General features: G+C 67.5%; 23 protein-coding genes and 1 tRNA gene. 12 read left to right on the plus strand and 12 right to left on the minus strand.

What is annotated here, in order from left to right; genetic code table 11:
• The first annotated feature begins 15 nt into the window (after positions 1-15).
• The 4 genes from E2484_RS02890 (at position 16) to E2484_RS02905 (ending at position 2,239) form a co-directional block, all read left to right on the plus strand.
• Complete coding sequence (locus E2484_RS02890; RefSeq protein WP_137283716.1) at positions 16-306, plus strand: KEOPS complex subunit Pcc1; 291 nt, start codon at positions 16-18, stop codon at positions 304-306.
• Between the two features lie 189 nt (positions 307-495).
• The gene (locus E2484_RS02895; protein WP_137283717.1) at positions 496-891 is read left to right on the plus strand and encodes a prefoldin subunit beta; all 396 of its coding nucleotides are present in this window, start codon (positions 496-498) and stop codon (positions 889-891) included.
• Positions 892-1,134, plus strand: a complete 243-nt coding sequence (locus E2484_RS02900; RefSeq protein ID WP_137283718.1) for a DUF3194 domain-containing protein — start codon at positions 892-894, stop codon at positions 1,132-1,134.
• 457 nt (positions 1,135-1,591) lie between these two features.
• Entirely contained in the window at positions 1,592-2,239 is a 648-nt protein-coding gene (locus tag E2484_RS02905; protein ID WP_137283719.1) for a bacterio-opsin activator domain-containing protein, read from the plus strand.
• A gap of 27 nt (positions 2,240-2,266) precedes the next feature.
• Here the strand turns inward: E2484_RS02905 and E2484_RS02910 are convergent, their stop codons facing one another.
• Positions 2,267-3,661, minus strand: a complete 1,395-nt coding sequence (locus tag E2484_RS02910) for an FAD-binding oxidoreductase (protein WP_137283720.1) — start codon at positions 3,659-3,661, stop codon at positions 2,267-2,269.
• Positions 3,662-3,841: 180 nt separating this feature from the next.
• Here E2484_RS02910 and E2484_RS02915 point away from each other — a divergent pair, with 180 nt between their 5' ends.
• The gene (locus tag E2484_RS02915; protein WP_137283721.1) at positions 3,842-4,768 is read left to right on the plus strand and encodes a diacylglycerol/lipid kinase family protein; all 927 of its coding nucleotides are present in this window, start codon (positions 3,842-3,844) and stop codon (positions 4,766-4,768) included.
• Between the two features lie 82 nt (positions 4,769-4,850).
• Here the strand turns inward: E2484_RS02915 and E2484_RS24695 are convergent, their stop codons facing one another.
• Complete coding sequence (locus E2484_RS24695) at positions 4,851-5,006, minus strand: hypothetical protein (protein ID WP_170977219.1); 156 nt, start codon at positions 5,004-5,006, stop codon at positions 4,851-4,853.
• 114 nt (positions 5,007-5,120) lie between these two features.
• Complete coding sequence (locus tag E2484_RS02920) at positions 5,121-6,071, minus strand: AAA family ATPase (RefSeq protein WP_137283722.1); 951 nt, start codon at positions 6,069-6,071, stop codon at positions 5,121-5,123.
• Positions 6,072-6,173: 102 nt separating this feature from the next.
• Between E2484_RS02920 and E2484_RS02925 the strand changes: the two genes are divergently transcribed.
• A tRNA-Ser gene (locus E2484_RS02925) sits at positions 6,174-6,259 on the plus strand.
• Positions 6,260-6,356: 97 nt separating this feature from the next.
• On the opposite strand, the gene E2484_RS02930 is transcribed toward E2484_RS02925, so the two are convergent.
• The gene (locus E2484_RS02930; protein WP_170977220.1) at positions 6,357-6,800 is read right to left on the minus strand and encodes a hypothetical protein; all 444 of its coding nucleotides are present in this window, start codon (positions 6,798-6,800) and stop codon (positions 6,357-6,359) included.
• 160 nt (positions 6,801-6,960) lie between these two features.
• Positions 6,961-7,470: a TspO/MBR family protein gene (locus tag E2484_RS02935; RefSeq protein WP_137283724.1), complete on the minus strand. Its 510-nt coding sequence runs from the start codon at positions 7,468-7,470 to the stop codon at positions 6,961-6,963.
• Between the two features lie 101 nt (positions 7,471-7,571).
• Between E2484_RS02935 and E2484_RS02940 the strand changes: the two genes are divergently transcribed.
• Complete coding sequence (locus E2484_RS02940; RefSeq protein ID WP_137283725.1) at positions 7,572-7,853, plus strand: hypothetical protein; 282 nt, start codon at positions 7,572-7,574, stop codon at positions 7,851-7,853.
• Positions 7,854-8,134: 281 nt separating this feature from the next.
• Here the strand turns inward: E2484_RS02940 and E2484_RS02945 are convergent, their stop codons facing one another.
• From E2484_RS02945 to E2484_RS02955, 3 genes are all read right to left on the minus strand, one after another.
• A complete protein-coding gene (locus tag E2484_RS02945; protein WP_137283726.1) occupies positions 8,135-9,697 on the minus strand; it encodes a (R)-citramalate synthase in 1,563 nt (520 codons plus the stop codon).
• An 81-nt stretch (positions 9,698-9,778) separates the two neighbouring features.
• Positions 9,779-11,023, minus strand: coding sequence for an MFS transporter (locus E2484_RS02950; RefSeq protein ID WP_321111660.1), 1,245 nt, complete (start codon positions 11,021-11,023; stop codon positions 9,779-9,781).
• Between the two features lie 140 nt (positions 11,024-11,163).
• Complete coding sequence (locus E2484_RS02955; protein ID WP_137283727.1) at positions 11,164-11,511, minus strand: DUF192 domain-containing protein; 348 nt, start codon at positions 11,509-11,511, stop codon at positions 11,164-11,166.
• 132 nt (positions 11,512-11,643) lie between these two features.
• Here E2484_RS02955 and E2484_RS02960 point away from each other — a divergent pair, with 132 nt between their 5' ends.
• The 5 genes from E2484_RS02960 (at position 11,644) to E2484_RS02980 (ending at position 15,786) form a co-directional block, all read left to right on the plus strand.
• Complete coding sequence (locus tag E2484_RS02960; protein ID WP_137283728.1) at positions 11,644-12,195, plus strand: DUF7097 family protein; 552 nt, start codon at positions 11,644-11,646, stop codon at positions 12,193-12,195.
• A 161-nt stretch (positions 12,196-12,356) separates the two neighbouring features.
• Complete coding sequence (locus E2484_RS02965) at positions 12,357-12,797, plus strand: VOC family protein (RefSeq protein ID WP_137283729.1); 441 nt, start codon at positions 12,357-12,359, stop codon at positions 12,795-12,797.
• Between the two features lie 104 nt (positions 12,798-12,901).
• Positions 12,902-13,456 (plus strand): GMP synthase subunit A, encoded by a 555-nt coding sequence (locus E2484_RS02970; RefSeq protein WP_137283730.1) that lies wholly within the window; start codon positions 12,902-12,904, stop codon positions 13,454-13,456.
• Complete coding sequence (locus E2484_RS02975; protein ID WP_137283731.1) at positions 13,453-13,782, plus strand: putative quinol monooxygenase; 330 nt, start codon at positions 13,453-13,455, stop codon at positions 13,780-13,782. The genes E2484_RS02970 and E2484_RS02975 overlap by 4 nt, the downstream gene beginning before the upstream one ends.
• Before the next feature lie 72 nt (positions 13,783-13,854).
• Positions 13,855-15,786 (plus strand): DUF2070 family protein, encoded by a 1,932-nt coding sequence (locus E2484_RS02980; RefSeq protein WP_137283732.1) that lies wholly within the window; start codon positions 13,855-13,857, stop codon positions 15,784-15,786.
• Positions 15,787-16,112: 326 nt separating this feature from the next.
• Here E2484_RS02980 and E2484_RS02985 read toward each other — a convergent pair whose 3' ends face one another.
• Genes E2484_RS02985 through E2484_RS03000 form a run of 4 tightly spaced genes read right to left on the minus strand, consistent with a single transcriptional unit; the run spans position 16,113 to position 19,568 of the window.
• Positions 16,113-16,613, minus strand: coding sequence for a DUF7519 family protein (locus tag E2484_RS02985; protein ID WP_137283733.1), 501 nt, complete (start codon positions 16,611-16,613; stop codon positions 16,113-16,115).
• Positions 16,610-17,887 (minus strand): DUF58 domain-containing protein, encoded by a 1,278-nt coding sequence (locus E2484_RS02990; protein ID WP_137283734.1) that lies wholly within the window; start codon positions 17,885-17,887, stop codon positions 16,610-16,612. Before E2484_RS02990 ends, E2484_RS02985 begins: the two co-directional genes overlap by 4 nt.
• Entirely contained in the window at positions 17,884-18,600 is a 717-nt protein-coding gene (locus E2484_RS02995; RefSeq protein WP_137283735.1) for a DUF7269 family protein, read from the minus strand. Before E2484_RS02995 ends, E2484_RS02990 begins: the two co-directional genes overlap by 4 nt.
• Positions 18,597-19,568, minus strand: a complete 972-nt coding sequence (locus E2484_RS03000) for a DUF4129 domain-containing protein (RefSeq protein ID WP_137283736.1) — start codon at positions 19,566-19,568, stop codon at positions 18,597-18,599. The genes E2484_RS02995 and E2484_RS03000 overlap by 4 nt, the downstream gene beginning before the upstream one ends.
• Positions 19,569-19,732: the final 164 nt, after the last annotated feature.

The raw sequence follows: 19,732 nt of genomic DNA on the forward strand, positions 1-19,732 counted from the left end.
CTCCTCGTTTTTCTCATGGGCGACTCCCGCGACGCGACCGGCCCGTCGAACGATGCGGTCCGACGACCGCACGACGCGACGCTTCGTTTCGATTACGAGTCACCTGCGCGTGCCCGCGCAATCGCCCGCGCAGTCGCGCAGGAGGTCGGCGAAATCGACGGCGACCGCTCGGCGGCGACCGTCGAGCGCGACGGCGATTCGGTCCTCGTCCGAGTCGTGGCCGACGACCTCGTGGCGCTCCGCGCCGGGTGCAACACGTGGGGGTCGCTGGTGGAAGTCGCCGAGCGAACGTCCGGACTCGCGTGAGTCGATCGTCGGTCGCTCTCCGACGACTCCGAACAGTAGCTGTTTCCTCGTCGTCCGCCCCGTTCGGGTACTCACGAACGCCGCGCTCCCACCCGTTTCGACGCCGATGGACTGCGGAATCGAAGCGCTCCGACGCGGGCAAAAAACCGAAAGCGGGGGTTTTTCTGTCCGGGCCGCTTCCCCGTAGGTATGCAGGGTAATCTGCCACCGGAAGCACAAGAGAAACTCGAAGAGCTACAGGACCTTCAGGAGACCGCACAGCAGGTCGCCATGCAGAAGAACCAGGCCGAGACCCAGCTCAACGAGGCCCAGACGGCTCTCGACGAACTCGACGACATCGACGAGGACACCACGATGTACCGCGAGGTCGGCGAACTCCTCGTCAAGACCGACTTCGAACAGGCTCAGGACGACCTCGACGAGAAGGTCGACAGCCTCGAAATCCGCGTCGAGACGCTCGAAAAGCAGGAAGAGCGCGTACAGGAGCAGTTCGAGAGCCTCCAGTCCGAGCTTCAGGAGATGCTCGGCGGCGGTGGCGGTCCCGGCGGTCCGCAGGGTCCCGGCATGGGCCCCGGCGGCGCATAGATGCCGAGCGACGACGAAGTCGTCCAGACGGCCGCCGAAGCCGCCGAAGGCCTGATATTATCTCGCCTGAGGAACTCGGAGGTCAAGGACCTCGACGTGACCGTCTCGTTCGAGGACGGTATCCTCGACGTGGACGTGTACCTCAACGCGCCCGAGGCGCCCGACGAGGAGGAAATCGCCGAGGACGCCGCGCTGACGGCCCGTTCGGCCGTGGACGAACTGTTCGCCGAAGACGAGGACTGACTTCGTTCTCGCCGTTCGGTCGTTCGTTTCTCGACGCCCGAGATCGCCGAGTCGACCAAGGTATCCGTACGTCAGACACGTCTATATAATTGCTTGGCAATTGCGGCTAATTCTCCAGCGGCTATCGGAGCGGGGACGGCGAACGGGGCCTTCGGCGACGGAATCCGTGGCGGTCGCGTCAGTCCGTGAATCCGTAGTCGGTCTCGGCGGACGAGGAGTCACCGACTCGTCAAACACCACAAGACCTATCATTGACCCCCGAATTGCGATGAAACACCGCGGGTAGGGGTACCTTGCGGTGTTCTTTCGACCCGATTCGGTAGTCGAATCGCTCGGCAGACCGACTGTCGTGTGTGTTCTGTGCCGAGTGCGCCGGCCGTCGGAGGTACCCGCCGTCGAACGCGTCCCGTTCGACGAAAACGAGTACTTAATCCGTACTGCGACGGAGAACGTACCAATGAGCGTTTTGACCGGGTTCACCGTACCGGGTGACGATTTCCTTCTGGGGTGGACGCTCGAAGCCGTCCCCGAGATGCGGATCGAAATCGAGCGGGTCGCCGTCGAAGACGAGAACGTGACGCCGTACTTCTGGGCCGCGGGCGGCGACTTCGAGACGTTCGACACCGCGCTGGCCGACGACCCGACTGTCGAGAAGAGCGTCGTCCTCGAAGAACACGACGACGAGCGACTCTATCAGGTGCGGTGGAAGCGGAACACGAAGGGCATCGTCTACGCCGTCTCCGAGGCAGACGCGACGATACTACAGGCGACCAGCGAAGGCACCGACTGGTCGGTCGAGTTGCTGTTTCCCGACGACGAGGTCGTCTCGGAGTTTCAGGACTACGCCGCGGCCCACGACCTCTCTTTCGACCTCCAGTGGTTCCATCAGTCGGCCCACCCCGAGGCGTTCGGCAAGTTCGATATCACCGACGAGCAGCGCGAAGCGCTCGTGACCGCCTATCGAGAGGGGTACTTCGAGGTGCCCGGCGAGGTGTCGCTCGGGGAACTGGCCGACGAACTCGACATCTCGAAGAACGCCGCCTCGGCCCGCCTCCACCGGGGGTACGCCAATCTCGTGGAGAACACGCTGATTCACGACGAGTGACGATTCGGGCACGGAGACCGCAGTCGCTCACTCGTCGGAAACGACGTCCTGGTGGCCCCGAAAGACGTTCTCGGGGTCGTACTCGGCGTTTACGGCGCCGAGGCGGTCGTAGCTGTCCCCGTAGGCGACCTCGGCGGCGTCTTCGCCCATGCCGGGGAAGTTTACGTACTGGCCCCGAACCGCGTCGAGTTCCCGTACGTCCTCGACGCTCTCGCGCGCCCATCGGACGTTGACCTCGGTCTCGCGCGGGTCGTCCCAGTTGGCCTCGTAGTTGAGGAGGTAGGCGGCGTCCCGGTTCGAGAACGCGGTCGCGCCCTCGCCGACTTCGGCCAACGCGCCGCCCAACTGCCAGAGGTCGATAGTCGTCAGCGCCGAGGGGCAGTCGTCCGCGTGTGCGAGCACCTTGTCGACGACTTCGTCGGTCAGTTCGTCCAAGTACACCGACTTCCAGTAGTAGTACCGACCGTGCGGGTAGTCCTCGTCGAGCATCGACTGGAGTTCGACGTAGGGCATCCGCCCGCTAAGGTCGACAATCGGGTCGGCCAACTCCCGAACCGGTCGCAGGGCGTCCGTACCCTCCTCGGAGTCGCCCGCGTAACAGCCGAGGACCGCGACTGCGGGGCCGCCCCACGACTCCGCCGGGAACTCCGGAATCTCGGGCACCCACGCGTAGAACGGGAGGGCACTGACCTCCCGCGGAGCGTCCACGGCGTACTCCCGGAACGACGCCAACACGTCGCGGGCCGCCTCGCCTGGATACCAGACGAATGCCGTTTCGACCTCGGGACCGACCGGGTAGCAGTCGAACTCGAAGGAGGTGACGACGCCGAAGTTGCCGCCGCCTCCGCGCAGCGCCCAGAAGAGGTCGGGGTTGCGGTCCTCGCTGGCGACCACGAACTCCCCGTCCGCAGTCACCACGTCGGCCGACCGGAGGCTATCGCAGGACGCGCCGTACTTCCGGCGGAGGTGGCCGAGTCCCCCGCCGAGCGTGAGTCCGGCGACCCCGGTGTCCGAGACAACGCCGCCGGGGACCGCCAGTCCGAACTGCTGGGTCTCGCGGTCCACGTCCGCCCACTGTGCGCCGCCGCCGACCCTGACGGTTCGCTCCTCGGGGTCGACTCGAACCTCGTCCATCGCCGAGAGGTCCACGACGAGACCGCCGTCCTCGACCGCGTTTCCGGCGACGCCGTGGCCACCGCCCCGAACCGTGACGGGCAGGTCGCGCTCGCGGGCGAACCCGACGGCCGTCCGTACGTCCGCGACTCCCGTGCAGTAGGCGACCAGCGCCGGTCGCTCGTTTATCATCCCGTTCCAGACACGCCGGGCCTGTTCGTACTCGTCGTCGTCTGGCGTCACCAGTTCGCCCGCGAAATCGGCCGCGAGCGTCGAGACCGCGTCTGCTTCGATAGCGTGTGCTGTCATTTCCCCCTCCGAGCGACGGTACGACGCAGGGGACGATAAAGCCGTATCGGGCGTCTGCTGACACCGCGAAACGCCGAGGCGTCTGCACCGTCGGTCGCCGACGAGTCGGGAACCCGACCAGTCGTCGGACGCGAATCTCCGGCCTCGGAGCATTTACGCGACTGGCCCGTAGAAGGGGGTATGGACCGCCAATCGGAGACCCGCGAGACGGTCTCGCGGCGACTCATTCTGAACCCGACGAGCGGCGGCGGCGCGCACGTCGAGCGAGTCCGGCGACTCGCCGACGACCACGGGTTTCCGGTCGTGAAGACCGAGCGTGCGGGCCACGGCACCGACCTCGCCGAGCAGGCCGCCGAGGACGGCGTGGACCTGCTCGCGGTCTGTGGCGGCGACGGAACCCTCCACGAGGTGGTGCAGGGACTGGTCGCGGCCGACGCTCTCGACGCGGTGACGCTGTGCGTCGTCCCGGCCGGGACCGAGAACTTCTTCGCCGGGGACCTGGGCATCCAGTCGGTCGAAGACGGCTTCGAGGTGGCCGACCGCGGCGAGACCCGGCGACTCGACCTCGGTGTGGCGGGCGACGAACCGTTCGTGCTGTCGGCCATCGCGGGCCTGCCCGCGGACGCCAGCGCCGCGGCGACCCACGAGCGCAAGAACAGCCTCGGCCCCGTCGCGTTCGTCGTCGCGGGCATCGAGGAGGCACTGGAGTTCGACGGTCTCCGAGTCGAAATCGATGCAGTCACGCCGGAGGACGAGCGACGCGAGTGGTCGGGCGAGGCCGCGGCGGTGCTGGTCGGCAACGCCCGGAAGTTCGCCGAGGAGGGCGGGCAGGCCGACGCCGAGGACGGCCTGCTGGAAGTCACCATCGTCGAGCGACTTCCGGCCCGGGACGCGCTCGTCGAGTACGTCGAACAGCGCGCCTTCCAGTGGGAGACGCCTCACGTCACGGAACTCCACGCGAGGCGACTCGACTTCGAGAGCCTCGACGGGGAGCCAGTTACCTTCAGCCTCGACGGCGAGATTCGGGAGTTCGAGCGCGTGACGCTCTCGACCCGACCGGGTGCGCTCCGGGTCAAAGTCGGCGAAGATTACGACCCGGACCCCTGAATCGGGGCCGGACCTCCCGATTGCTGGTTGTCTCCGACTGTCGGTTCTCTCCCCGAATTGCCGGTCCTCCCCGACCGTCGGTTCACCGCGTCTCGCGCTGGAGTCGTCGCAACTGTCGCTCGACGCGGCGGGCCTGTTTTTCGGCGTTCGGGTCGAGGTCCGCGAGTTCCATCCCGTCGTCTTCGGCCTCCTCGACGTCGGACTCTACCGTCTCGTCCCCCTCGGCGTCTCCGTCCATGCTTCCGCATGGGAGCGGAACTCATGTAAAGCCGAGCCAAGTGGAGTGAAAGTGAAAATGTAGCGTCGGTGTCGCGGAATCCACCCGACGGTAAGGCCGAGTCGAAAGCTCGTTCTACTCCACCGTCGGCACCGGAACGTTGTCCAGCACCCGGTCGACGATAGAGGACTTCGCCACGTTGTTGACCTGCGCGTCGGGCGTGAGGACGACGCGGTGGGCGAGGACGGGCTGGGCCACGCGCTTCACGTCGTCGGGGGTGACGAACTCCCGGCCCTGCATGGCGGCGTAGGCCCGGGAGGCCTCGAAGAGACGCTGGGTCCCGCGCGGGGAGACTCCGACCTCGACGCGGCGGTCCTCGCGGGTCTCGCGGGCCACGTTCGCCATGTACTCCAGCAGGTCGTCGTCCACCCGGACCGTCTCGGGTACCTCGCGGAGTTCGGTCACGAGTTGTTCGTCCAGCACGGTGTCGACCGATGGACTCTGGGTCGAGCGACCCGCGCGGCGGCGGAGCAGTTCGTACTCCCCTTCGAGTTCGGGGTAGCCGATGGAGGACTTGACCGCGAAGCGGTCCACCTGCGCCTCGGGAAGGGGGAAGGTTCCCTCCTGCTCGACGGGGTTCTGCGTGGCGATGACGAAGAACGGCTTGGGAAGGTGGTGGGTGTCACCGTCCACCGTGACCTGCCCTTCCTCCATGGCTTCGAGCAGGGCGGCCTGGGTCTTGGGCGGCGCGCGGTTGATCTCGTCGGCCAGCACCACGTTGGCGAAGATGGGACCCTCGTTGAAGTCGAACTCGCGGCTCTGCTCGTTGAACACGTGGGTTCCGGTCACGTCCGCGGGGAGCAGGTCGGGGGTGAACTGGACGCGGGAGAACGACAGACCGAGCGCCGACGCGAAACTCCGCGCGGTCAGGGTCTTGCCCGTTCCGGGAACGTCTTCGAGGAGGGCGTGTCCGCTCGCCATCACCCCCAAGAGTACGGTTTCGAGGAACTCCCGGTCGGCGATGACCGAGTTTCCGATGGCATCGAGGACGGCGTTGCTCTGCTCGTTCGCCTCGGTTACGTCCATACCCTACTCGGTGGCGGGGCACTCGCTTCAAGGTGACGGTCCACTGAACTGTGCGCCGGGAATCGAAATCCCTAAGACGGAGAGGGGAGAAGGTTGGAGTGAGCCGAGGTAGCCTAGCCTGGCCAAGGCGGTTGCTTCGAGAGCAACTGTCCTCTACGGACACAGGAGTTCAAATCTCCTCCTCGGCGCTCCAAAAATTCTTCAGTTTTACGACGAAAGAGTCGTTTCTATTCAGACCAACGCGTTTACCCGAGTACTCCGACGTTCCCGAACCGCAGTACCGGCTCAGAACAGGAACATGAAGTTGTGGACGCCCAGAAAGCCGTACCAGAGGCCCGCCGAGCAGTAGGTGACGACCCGGAACGCGGCGGGATAGTCGTCGGGAGCCCATCCGTCGGGTGCGAGCCGGGCGACGACTTCGCCGCTCTCGGCCAGTAGGACCACGCCCGCGACGGCGAGGACGACCGTGATGAGGACGCCCGTGACCATCCCGAACTCCCGCATCAGCGTGCGAGTCAGCCACATCGACTCGTAGACGTTCTCGCGGAGCGAGAGGACGGTCACGGTGCTTATGGCGTCGAGGGCTTTGCCGACGAACAACACTACGAACAGCGTGTAGCGGTTCGCCCCGACCCCGAATCGACCGCCGTCGATGGCGTAGGAACTGGGAACCGAACTGTTCGACACGTTCCGTTCGACGCTACTGCCGCCCTTTGTTATAGAGTCCACAAGCGCGGGGTAACCGTCGGCCAACCCACCGTCAGGCGCTCGTTGTCCGTGGCACTCGCCCAGTAACGACGGAATACTTTCCCGCGTGCGGCCGCCCGTCGAGTTCTCTCCGCCCACCGGTTTCTCCTCGACCTCCCGTCGGTTCCTCGGCTGCCGCCACTCAGTTGAGTCGCCAGATCTCGAAGTTCAGCGCGGTGGCGAACCCGACCCAGAGCAAGTAGGGCACGAGCAGGACGGCCGCCCGCCGGTCGACGCGAGCGAACGCCGCGATAGTTGCGAGGATGACCGCCAGCAGGGCGAGGATGACGGCGAGGCCGCCGAGGACGGCCTGCGACCCGAAGAAGACCAGCGACCACGCGGCGTTCAGGACCAGTTGGACGCCGAAGACGGCGAGCGCGACCTGCCGGAGTCGGCCGCGGTCGCTCCGCCAGACGAGGTACAGCGCCACGCCCATCAGGAGGTAGAGGGTGGTCCAGACCGGGCCGAACACCCAACTCGGCGGGGTGAACGCCGGTTTGGCCAGCGTCGGGTACCACGTCGCCACGTCCTCGGCGGTCAGAATCGACGGGACGATTCCCGCGAGTTCGCAGACCGCGATGCTCCCGAACAGGACGACCCAGTCGATGCCCGTTTCGCCGCGAGAGCCACGGATGTTGTCGAGGACGCTCATGCAAGTCCGTAGGTCGCCGACGCGGAAAGAGGTGGAGGTCCGGGCGTGAGTTTCGACGCTCGACCGGAACGTACAGAACGAATCCCTTCGTCCTCGCACGTATGACACGGACCGTCGACGAACTCCGGAACGAAATCCGAAAGGCCGTGGGCAGATACGAACGCGTCGAATCGACCGCGTTCACCAAAGAGGCCCTCGCGGCAATCTGTACCGCCGTCAACTACGACGTCGATACGAACCGTCTTCCCTCCAAACCGCAGATGCGGGCGGGTATTCTGTGGAAGATCGGCGTCGCGGACGACGACGACCCGGAGAGTGCCCAGCGTCCCTTCCGGAAGGCGGAACTCGAATCTATCGCGGCCGCGCTTCGAGACGAGGAGTAACTTCGAATTGCCGTGAGAACCGCCGCCGAGACGACGAGGCTCTCGAAAGCCCCGCCCGCGGTTGCACCGCTCGCATCGCGGCGCGATGCGTCGCGCACTGCTCGCGTGACCGGCCCTTTCGGTCCCCCTGGAGGTCCGTCCAGTCGAGCGTTTGCTGGAAGTCTGTTGGACCGGGCACTACCCCGAACCCGGAGAGCAATATACAGAACCCTCTAAGAACCCTATACATTTTTTAAAGAAATAGAAACATTTCTTATCGCGACCTCTCGTAGCCTCCGGCGTCAGTCGTCGGCGACAGCGGTCTCGGCCTCCTCGTCCACGACGAGGAGGCGGTCGAGCGCGTCCACCATCGCGGTGACGCTCGCGCGGGTGATGTCGCCGTCGCTGGACGCGACCGTGACCGACCGGTCGCCGCGGCGCATCTCGACTTCGACCGTGACCACCGCGTCGGTGCCGCCGGTGATGGCGTCCACGTGGTAGGATTCGAGTTGGGCGTCGGCGGCCGACCCGACGGCCTCTCTCACGGCGGTAACGGCGGCGTCCACCGGCCCGTCGCCGGTGCCGCTGGCGACGCGTTCGTCGCCGTCCACGTCGAGTTCGACGCTCGCGGTCGGAATGCCGCCGCCGCTGGTCGCGGTGAGTTCCCGGAGTTCGATGCGCCGGTCGCGCTCGCGGCCCTGCACGTCCTCGGCGATGGCGAGCAGGTCGGCGTCGGTCACGCGCTTGTTCCGCTCGGCGAGGTCCTGCACGCGGGCGACCACCTCGCGGAGTTCGTCGTCGGTGACTTCGACGCCGTGTTCGGCGAGTGCGGCCTTCGCACCCGCCCGGCCGGTGTGCTTGCCGAGGACGAGGCGACGCTCCCGACCCACTTTCTCGGGCGGGTAGGGTTCGTACATCTGCTCGTCCTTGAGCGTGCCGTCGGTGTGGATGCCCGACTCGTGAGCGAAGGCGTTCTCGCCGACGACCGCCTTGTTCGGCGCGAGCGCAACGTCGGTCGCGTCGGCGACCGTTCGGGCGAGGTCGTAGAGTCGAGTCGTCTCGGCCGTCTCGACCCCGTAGCAGTGGTCGAGCGCGATGGCGACCTCTTCGAGGGCGACGTTGCCCGCGCGCTCGCCGACGCCGTTGACCGTGGCGTGGACGAGGTCCGCGCCCGCCGCGACGCTGGCGAGGGCGTTGGTCACGGCGAGTCCGAGGTCGTCGTGGGTGTGGGTGCTGGTCGGCCCGAGGTCGGCGAGTCGGGAGACCGCCTCGGAGACGTGCCCGGGGCCCGCGTGACCCACGGTGTCGGCGAAGCAGAAGCGGTCCGCGCCCGCGTCGTGGGCGGCGCGCGCGAGGCGTTCGAGGAAGTCGAGGTCGGCCCGAGAGCCGTCCTCGCCGATGACCTCGACCCAGAGGCCGTGGTCGCGGGCGTAGGCCACGAGGTCGGCGGTCGTCTCGACCACCTCGTCGTGGGTCGTCCCGACCTTCCCCTCGACGTGGCGGTCGCTGGCGGGGACGACGAGGTTCACGCCGTCCACGCCGCAGTCGAGCGCGAGGTCCACGTCGGCCCGGACGCCGCGGGCGAAACTGGTGACGCGGGCGTCCAACCCGAGGTCGGCCACGCGCTCGATGGTCTCGCGCTCGCCGTCGCCGGTGCAGGCGCTTCCGGCCTCGACGACCGAGACGCCCGCCCGGTCGAGCGCGGTCGCTATCTCGGCTTTCTCGTCGGGAGTGAGCGAGACGCCGGGTGCCTGCTCGCCGTCGCGGAGCGTGGTGTCGAGAAGTCGCACGTCGCGTTCTGAGTGCTGTACGTCGCGGTTCGAGGGAGATGTGTTATCGGGGAAGCCCCCGAATAAATCGTTCACTGGCCATGCTTGACCACGCCTCTCGTTTTTCCCGGGTGTAGTTAAGGGGGCCTTTGTGACAGGCCGGTCTGTCGGACCGACTCACTCGCCCAGCTCGGTGGACGGCCGCTCGGCGGCCACCGGGACTTCCCATACGAGAACGGCCAGCGAGCCAGCTATCAGGACCAGCCCCGCTATCGCCAGTGCCAGTAGTGGCGACGAGAAGTCCGAGACCGCGCCGCTCGCTAACTGGAATGGAATCACAGTCAGACCGCTGACCATCGCCATCGCGCTCAGGACCGTCGCCCGGCCGAGCGACTCGGTGCGGTCGTTGACGTACTGGCTGGCGAGCGCGCGGGTCGTGTCCGCGACTCCTCGGGCGAGGAGAAGGACGGGGAGCGCCAGCAGGGGAACGACGTACATCCCGACCAGCGCCGCGCCGACGGCGAACGGCAGAACGAAAAACCACGTCCGAAGCCCAACCCGCTCCTTGATGGTGCCAGCGTAGTAGCTGACGCCCGCGCCGACCAGGCTTATCGCCGCGTAGTACCACCCCAACAGCGATTCGACGCGACTCGGCGCGACCCCGGTGTCCACGACGACCGACTCGAAGATGGGCTGGACGAACATGAACACCAGGTAGAGGACCGCGGCGAACAAGACGTAGTAGTAGACCACGAATGCCCGGATCCGACGATTCGTCACTGTCTCATGTACGATGCCGAGACTCCGCCGGAGCGAGAGGTCGTCCCGGACGGTCTGCTCGTAGGTGTCGGACTCCGAGAGCGACAGTAAGACCGGGAACCCAAGCGCGGTGACTCCGGCAGCGACGAAGAAGGGGTACGCGAGGTCCACGCTTCCGAGGTACCCCCCGATGACGGCCGCGACGACTCCAGTCAGGAGCGAGACCGATTCGCCGCGCCCGCGGACACGCGAGAACTGGTCCGCCGAGAGGTCGTCGGTCAGGGTGTCGTAGAGCCACGCGTCCTCGCTCCCCGACCGGAAGTTGTAGCCCATCGACCAGCAGACGTAGAGACCGACGAGCGCGAGAAACGACCCCGAGAAGCCGATTCCGACGAGCGTTACCGCGATGAGTCCGGTCCCGACCAGCAGACTGTTGCGGCGACCGATACGGTCACCGACGTAGCCGGTCGGCACTTCACCCAGGACCGTCGTGACGTTGTAAGCCGCTTCGAGGAGTGCGATTTGGGTGAACGATAACCCTTGCGCGAGGAAGAAGAGATACATCACGGGTCGGTAGAACTCGACCGCCTTCGTCGCCTTGTAGAGGTAGTACTTGAGTACGGTCGAACCGGGGAGACGACCGGGCGGTTCGTGGCCTGCCATTTGGTGGGACGACCGCGGGACCGCTAAAACGTCTTGTTATGACCGAATCGGCAGAATCGTAATAAAAGGGTCGTCCCGTACAGCGCGGGCAGTAGTCGTCCCGCCCCCGGCGGTGCGGACGCAGTCGCCGTGGCGGTTGGCTACTCCAGTAGCCGTACCTCGTCGCCGACCGACACCTCGTCCGCGCTTCCCGCCGGGAGTTCGACGAGCTCGTCGGCCTCGGCCTTCGCCAGTCCCGTCCACGGCGAGAGGCGTTCTTTCCGGGCGACTTCGCCGTCCCGAAGCCACAATACGTCCAGCGGGAAGGGGACGAACACCATGTGCACGTCCCGGGTCGCCACGCCGTCGAAGCGAAACACGAGGGCGAAGTCGTCGGGAATCGACCGCCGGAACATCAGGCCGCGGGCCTTCGAGAGGAACGAGTCGGCGGTCTCGACCTCGGTGGCGAGGGTCTCTCGCTCGCCGTCTGACTCTCGTATCAGTCGCACGACGGGAGGTGTTCGCGGCGGCACGAAAAGCGTTTCCGTCCGTGCAAGGGGTAACTCGGTCGTTTCCTCACCATCGTTCCGACGAACTCCATCGCCGTACCCTTTTAACCGAAGACGAACAACGGTCGTGCGATGAAGGAGACGCCCTCCGGAACCCCGGTCGGCGTGGACGACCCCTACGACCACGCGGGGGTCTGCGACCACCTCACCGACGAGGGCAAGTGCCGATACGCCTTCGAGCATCCCGAGCAGGACCCCGAGTTCGCCCGCGAGCGCAGGCGCGACGACCTGCGGTGCCCTGCCGCGGACCCCGATGGCGACTGGGACTGGGAGTCCTGCCCCCACTACCGATGTCGAAAGAGAGACCGCGAGTGCATCCGGTGTGGCCTCGAAGAGCGCCGGATGGCCCACTCAGACGAGCGACCGCTCCTCGAAGAGCATCACCTCTCGTACGCTGGCGGCGGCGAGACTCTGAGCCACGAAATCACGGTCTACCTCTGTCGGTGGTGCCACGCCAAGGTCCACAAGTCGTGGGCGCGCATCGACGACGACGTGAACCCCGACCCCGAGGCCATCGCCGAGAAAGAGGGCAGACGGTCGCGCGAGCAGTCCGAGGCCAGTTTCGAGTCGGCCGCCGAGCGATTCGACCTGGAGGACGAGAGAACTGACGAATCGGAGTACTAACGAGAACGAACACCGGAGTCGGGGGAACTTCGTTTTGGAAAGCCCCGCCCGGTCGCGTTCAGTCCACCCAGACGCGGAAACGTATCACCGAGCGCGTCCACGACCCCGACCGACGAACGACTCCCTCGGGTATTTCGTCCTCGCGCCCCAATCACACTGACATGGACCAAGCGACCGAACTCGGCCACGTCCACCTCAAGGTCCGGGACGTGGACCGAGCAGTGGCGTTCTACCGCGACGTGCTGGGACTCGACGTGACCGAACGGGCCGGTGATTACGCTTTCCTCTCGTGGGGCGACAAGCACCACGACGTCGCCTTACAGGGCGTCGGCCCCGACGCGCCCGGTCCCGGCCCCGGCGTCGGTATGTACCACGCCGCCTTCGAAGTCGAGGACGCTGACGCCCTCCGCGAGACGCACCTGCGACTCCGCGAGCGCGGGGTCGAGGTCGCACCCGTGGACCACGCCATTAGCAAAGCGCTGTACTTCGACGACCCCGACGGGAACGGACTGGAGGTGTATCTCGACACGCGCGCCGAGAACGACCGCGAGGAGTGGGGAGGTCGGAACGACCGGTTCGACCCCGAATCGCTCGGGGAGTGATTTCGGTCCGAATCGAACTCGCCAACGCGACGAGGTTCGGTTGTCGGCCGGGCTACCTCTCGTCTTCGAACTCCTTTAGTAGGCCAACTGACTACGATTCGCCAATGACTCGTATCGTCGTGGTTGACAACCACGGGCAGTTCACGCACCTCGAACATCGGGCGCTCCGCGACATGGGCGTCGACACAGAAATCGTCGACAACGCGACGCCACCGGAAGATATCGACGCCGACGGACTCGTCCTCTCGGGCGGTCCGAGCATGGACGACATCGGCAACTGCGCCGACTACCTCGAACTCGACGTGCCCGTGCTGGGCATCTGTCTCGGCATGCAGGCCATCGCTCACATCCTCGACGGCGAGGTCGGCGAGGGCGAGTACGGCGGCTACGCCGACGTCACCGTCGACATTCTCGACGCCGACGACCCACTCGTCGGGTCGCTCGCACCCGAGACCCGCGTCTGGGCCAGCCACGCCGACGAGGTGAAGGCGGTCCCCGAGGGGTTCGAGCGCACCGCGACCAGCGACGTGTGCGGCGTCGAGGCGATGGCCGACCCCGAGCGCGACCTCTACGGCGTCCAGTGGCACCCCGAGGTGGCCCACACCGAGGAGGGCGAGGAAGTGTTCGAGAACTTCCGAGCCGTCTGCGAACAGGCGTGATAGTCGTTCACGCGAGCGTCCCCGTTCGACCGGAACGCCGCGAGGAGGCCCTCGAGCGCGTCGCAACGCTCGCCGACGAGACGCGAGCGGAGGACGGGGTACTCGACTACGCGGCCACGACCGACGTACAGGAACCGAACGTGGTCCGGTTCTTCGAGCAGTACGAGGACGAAGCGGCGCTCGAAGCCCACCAGCGGACCGACCACTACCGAACGTGGACGGACGCCCTCCCGGACGTCCTCGACGGCGGCGTCGAAGACGTCGAGGTCACGCAGTTCGTCGTCGAGGAGGCCTTCGACCCGAACGCCGACGCGAACCCCGAGTAGTCTTCTGTCAGAATTTTCGTGCAGTAAGTGAGGAGTAGTACCTTTTATCCTTCGGCGACGAAACTCCCGAGTATGACAGCGACGCAGGGCGACCTCGCCAGTCTGTCGCGCTACATCTTTCGCGCGCCGCGATGGTACGCCAGCGTGACGTTCGCGCTCCTCATCGCCGCCATCGCCGGCGTCGGCGCGTTCGACTCACAGTTCGTGCTAGAGGACGCGTGGCAGGGGGTGTTCTTCATCGGCGTCCCGACTGTCGCGGCCAGTCTCCTGACGACGCCGGTCGACAGACGACTCGGCGGTCAGTTGACCTACAACCGGTCGTCGTTGCTGGCGCTGACCTGCGAGGCGATTATCGTCGTCATCATGGCGGCCGCAGGGGCGATCGCGACCCTCACTCGACACCTCGGCCAGCAGTTCGTCTTCGACTCGCTCATCGTCGGCCTCGCGTCTGTGTTCGCGCTCCGCCTGCTGGTCGTGATGGCGGTTTCGGGCAAGTCGGTGCTGGTCGCGGCCATCCCCGCCAGCCTCCAGACCGGCACGGCCGCCCTGCTCTTTTTCATCTACAGCGGGACGATGAAGTATCTCTACGTCGGCGGTGGCCCGCTCGTCGACGTCGTGTTCATGCGGGCCGACGAGGCACCGCCCGAACTCGGCGTCATCGTCCCCGTGGACTTCGCCCTGCTCGGAGTGATATGTCTCGTCTACGGCTTCGCGGTCTGGGCGTTCGTCCAGTTCATCGACCGGCCGTGGAAGCGAAGTCTCGGCGTGAGCGTCCTCGACTTCATCCGGGGATTCATCGGCCACATCGCCGAGGGGACGAACGAACTCGAGAGTTTCTTCGAGGACATCGGCGAGCAGGCCGTCGTGCCCGTGACGGTCCTCGCGTTCCGCCGCCCGGACGACGGCAGCGAGAAAGCCCGGTTCGTCCTGCCGATGATTCATCCCGGACCGATGGGCGAAATCGGCGGCGGAAACCTCCCCAAGCGCGTGGCCCAGTCGGCCGAGGGCGTCGCCTTCCCGCCGCACGCCACCGCGGGCCACGACTTCAACCTCGTCACCGAGCGCGAGGTCGATACGCTGATCGAGACCGCCGACGAAGCCTTCGAGGAGATCGAGTATCACGACACCGCAACCCGTGCCGTCCGGGTCCGAGAGGGCGAGGCCAAGGTGGTCGGGCAGGCGTTCGGCGACGACGCCCTGCTGGTGGCCACCTACTCACCGAACTTCGCCGACGACGTGGAGTACGCGGTCGGTCTCTCGGCCGCCGCTGAGGCCCGGTCGGCGGGCGTCGAGGACGTGATGCTCGTGGACGCCCACAACTGCAACAACGGACTCGAAGGCCCGGACCTCGGCCACGTCTACCCCGGGAGCGAGCGCTCGTTCGAGATGATGCAGGCCGCGGGCGAGGCGGGCGACCGCCTCGCCACGGCCGAGCAGGCCCCGGTCAGGATGGGCGTCGCGTGGGACGAGACAGAGTGGGAACCCCTCGACGGAATCGGCCCGCTCGGAGTCCGGGTGTCGGTCCTGGAAGTCGGTGACCACCGCACGGTCTACGTCCTCGTGGACGGCAACAACATGGAACCCGGCCTGCGGGACCGCCTCGTGAGACGACTCACGGGCGAGGAGTCGGGCGGCGCAACTGGCTCCGGAAATTCGACCGCAGACGCCGGGGTTCCGGCCGCCGACGAGGCCGAGGTGATGACCACCGACACCCACGTCGTCAATCAGGTCGAAGCCTCGAATCAGGTCGGCGAAGCTATCGACGGCGACGAACTCGTCGCGGTCGTGGAACGTCTCGTCGGCGAGGCGACCGCCGACCTCGAACCGGTCGAGGCGGGCATGGCCACCGAGCGCGCCGAGGTGACGGTGTTCGGCAACGACCGGACCGAGACGCTGGCGAGTCACGCCAACGCGGTCATCTCGATGGGCGCGGCGCTGGCCGCGACCGTTGTCATGGCCGCGATGGCGGTCAGCATGCTCATCTTCTTCCTCGCGTCGTCGTAACATCGAACGCTTCCGAACTGTCGTTTTTTAGGTCCGTACGACGAACGGAGGGTGATTTCGGGGTAGCTAGCTACTCCTCGAGCCACGGAGTCTACCGCGACCGCACGGCACCGCACCGCGACGGCCTCACGCCTCCCCAGCCGCCTGCGCTTCTCGGCCACGGGCCTGCGATGCTCGTCCCTCGCGCGGTTGACGCGGCGCGCGCAGTTCTGCGCGCGCCGCGTCAGCACGCGCCAAGTGGGTGGAGGTCGCCAGCGCGCGCCGGGTTGGAATTTTCACCGAGCGCGACCGGTCGGCGAATCAGCACCGAACGAGAGAAGCCGAGGTCAGTTCCGGAGCGCCGACGTGAGGACGACCGCGGCAAGCAGGAGGAACACCAGCGCGGTCACTGGCTGGCCGCCCGACGACGCCAGAAAGATGCCGTAGCCGAGACCGCCAGCGCCCACCGCGACCACCGTACTCCCGGCGGCGTGGGTCGCCTCCAGTTGGGTCGTGTCGGCCCCGCGGCCCAACTGCTCGCCGACGTTGATGGCCTGCTCGCCGAAGTCCCACGCCAGCACCGTGGCGATGACGCCCGGCAGGAGCAGGTACGGGGCACCCGAGAGCAGACCACCGACCAGCGCGCCGACCAGCAGGGCCACTGCGCCGAGCGTGACCGCGCGCCGAGAGCCACGGACGACCCCGAACGTGACCACGAGGAAACCCGCCGCACCGACCGTGAGGGTGAGGGTCGCCGTGAGCGCGCTCGTTCCCGCCGCGAGTGCGGCCGCAGTCACCGCGAGCGCCGACGACAGGCGGGCGGGCGACCGGTCGATTTCGCGGGTCACGCGAACCCACCTCCGACGCGGGCCATCCGAGCGAGCGCGACCCCGAGCGTCTGGTCGGTGTCCCAGTCCACGACGTGGATCCCGCTCTGACGGAGTTCCGAGATGCGGTGCTTGCGCTGGGTCCGAGCGAACCGCTGGCCCGCGGTGTCGGTCGCCGTGGGGTCGGGGCTGACGACGGTCACGAGGTGGTCCTCGGCGTCCAACCGGCGGGCGACTTCCGGGCCGAAGTCGTCGCAGACCGGCGTGACGAACACGACCTGCGAGGAGGCCGGGAGTCGCTTGCGAAGCTGTTTCAGCCGGGTCGTCGGGTAGAACATGCCTCCGGACGGGACCGGCGCGAACGCGGGATGGGTCGCCAGCAGGTCCCGTGCCCGCGCCTGGTGGTCGTGGCCCGCACCCGGCGCGAGCCAGCAGGTCTCGGGACCGAGCGAGGCCAGTCCAACGCGGTCGCCGCTGTCGAGGAGTTTCGTGAGTATCTTGCCCGCGGCGTCCACGCCGTACTGGACCGCGTTGCGCTCCTCGTCGCCGCGTGACAGGTACGCCTTCTCGCGGGTGTCCACGAGGACGACCACGCTCGCGGCCCGTTCCTCGCGGAACTCGACGGTAGTGAGTTCCCCCGTGCGCGCGAGGCGGTTCCAGTCCACCCGCGAGAGCGGGTCGCCCGGTCGATACTCCCGGGTCGCGTGGAACTCGACGCCCGACCCGCCCACGTCGGTCGTGACCCGGCCGGTGTACTGGGTGGTCTGGGCGCGGAGGGGCACGTCCACGGTCGTTCCGAGTTTCGGCACGCACTGGAGGGTCGTCTCGCACTCGACCTCCGTCTCGACCTCGATCGCGCCGCTGAAGTCCCGGACGATGGCGATTACGGGGTCGAACTCGTGGTCGCCGCGCTCGGCCTCGACGGTGTACGAGAGGTGGGCCGTCTTGCCCGGTCGGAGCGCGGTCCCGAGGCGTGCCGACCCGTCGGTCACGGGGAGGGCGTCGGGCACGCCGTCCACGAGTCGGACGTCGGCCAGCGTCGAGTCGCCGACGTTCTCGACGGTGAGTCGCACCTGCACCTCGTCGCCGGGCAGGGGTTCGTCGTCGCTGACGGTCCGGGACACGACGAGGTCGGGGTCGGGGGTGCCCGCAGTCCGGGCGTAGGCCGCGAACGCGACTCCGACGACGCCCGACAGCAGGACCAGCGGCCGACTGAACAGGACGCCGAGCGACCCCGCCAGCAGGGCGACCGCGCTGACGCCGCGCCATCGGTTGGTCTGGCGAATCGACTTCACGCTTCGGCCTCCTTGCGGGTATCGCCGGGGGTTCCGGCGTCGTCAGGATTTCCGGCGGTCTCGCCGTCGAAACTTCCGGCGGTCTCGTCGTCGGCGGTTCCGGCGGTCGTATCCACGTTGGATTTCTCGGCGTCGTCCGGTTCGACTCCCGCCGTCCGAGCGACGGCGTCGGCGGCCCGGCGAATCCGGTACTGGTAGGGCGACTCGCTGCTGGCCGCGAGTTTCAACCGGTCGAAGATGGGCGGCGTCGGCGCGTCGGGACCGCCGAGGAACGACGCCGCGTGAGCGTCGTCGGTCCACGTTCCGGCCGCGACGAGTTCGCGGGCCTGCTCGCGCGAGCAGTTCTCCCGGTCGGCGACCGCGGTGAACGCCGCCTCTTCGAGCGTCTCCCGGAGGTCGGCCCGCTCGCGGACGAGGACCCGGCGCGGCCCCGACCGGAGTTCGGCGACGGTCCGGTCGAACGCCTCGCCGGGAGTCGGCACCGTCTCGACCGTCTCCACGTCGGGCGTCGTGGCGGCCCGCAACTCGGACGTCTGCCGCGAGCGGGCGACCCTGATTCCCTGCACCAGCGCGAGCAGGCCGACGACCGTCACCGCGGCGTAGCCGGTGCCGACTGCGGCCGCCAGGCCGGGTCGGAACGCCATCAGCAGGCCGAGCGCGACCGCGGCCAGACCGACGACGGTCAAAATTGGGTGGTCGTTGCCGTCGGTCATTCGGCGTCACCTCCGGCGTCGGCGTTCGGTCGCCGACCGGCGTACTCGCGCTCGATGCGCCGGAGGGCCTCGACGGCCCGCCGTTCGCGGTCTTCGGTCGGCGACTCGCCGCCGTATCGGACCTCCTCGAACAGCGAGGTGAGTTCGGCCACGTCGTCGCGGTCGATGCCCGCCTCGACTGCGGCCCCGGCGAACTCCGCGGGCGTGCTGGAGGCGGGGTTGGCGACGTCGAGGTGGTCGGTCATCTCGCGCCACGCACGGAACACCTCGTTGTCCACGTCGGTGGTGGTCTCGATGCGGTCGGCGGCCTCGCCCGCGGCCCGGCCGACCGCCCGCACGTCCTCGGTGCCGTCGGGTTCCGCGAACGACTCGGTTTCGTCGGGGTCGTCGCCGCTGGAGGAGACGAACAGGAGGGCGACCGCGGCCAGAAGCGCGACCGCGAGACCGGCCATCAGGAGGAACGAGGGGTCGGTGAAACTCGTCCCGGTGGCACCGCCGGGCGCGCCGCTCCCGCCCTCGGGCACGACCGAGATGTTGCCCGCCTCGAACAGCGAGGACTTGGCGTTCGGCATGGGTTGGCTACAGACCGTCAGGAGGGCGTGGGCGAACAGCAACGGGATTCCCACCGGGCCGACGTACGCGACGACGCCGAGACCGCCGAGGCGACGGTAGGCGAGGTAGCCGCCGAGCGAGAACGCGCCGAGGACGAGCGCGATAGCCCACCACTCGTCGAGGACGGGGTAGCACGGCAGGTTCACCGCACCGGAGACGGGGCCGGACGACTGGTTACCGAATCCGAAATCGGGCTGACTGCCGTTCTGTGCGCCCGCCTCCGAACTCGGCGGCCCGACGCCGAACCCGCCGGAGGACTCGGTCAGGACGGCCGAGTTCAGCGTCGCGGCGGCGAATCCGATGGCGACGACTGCCAACAGCGCGAGCGCGACGGGGCGTACGGTATCACGGTCCACGGAAGTAGGTAGCGGGATTGATAACTTAGAGGTTCTGCCTCGTCTGCGGGACGTGGCGTTTCTTTCCGTCGATTTGGAGCCGGAAAACGGTTCGGAGCTCCGGTCGCTCGCTTCGCATCGTCGGGAAAAAGCGGTGTCCATTTTGCACGGAAGCCAGCGATTCG

The organism is Halorussus salinisoli (genome assembly GCA_005239435.1).
In the GTDB taxonomy this organism is placed as follows: Archaea; Halobacteriota; Halobacteria; order Halobacteriales; family Haladaptataceae; genus Halorussus; species Halorussus salinisoli.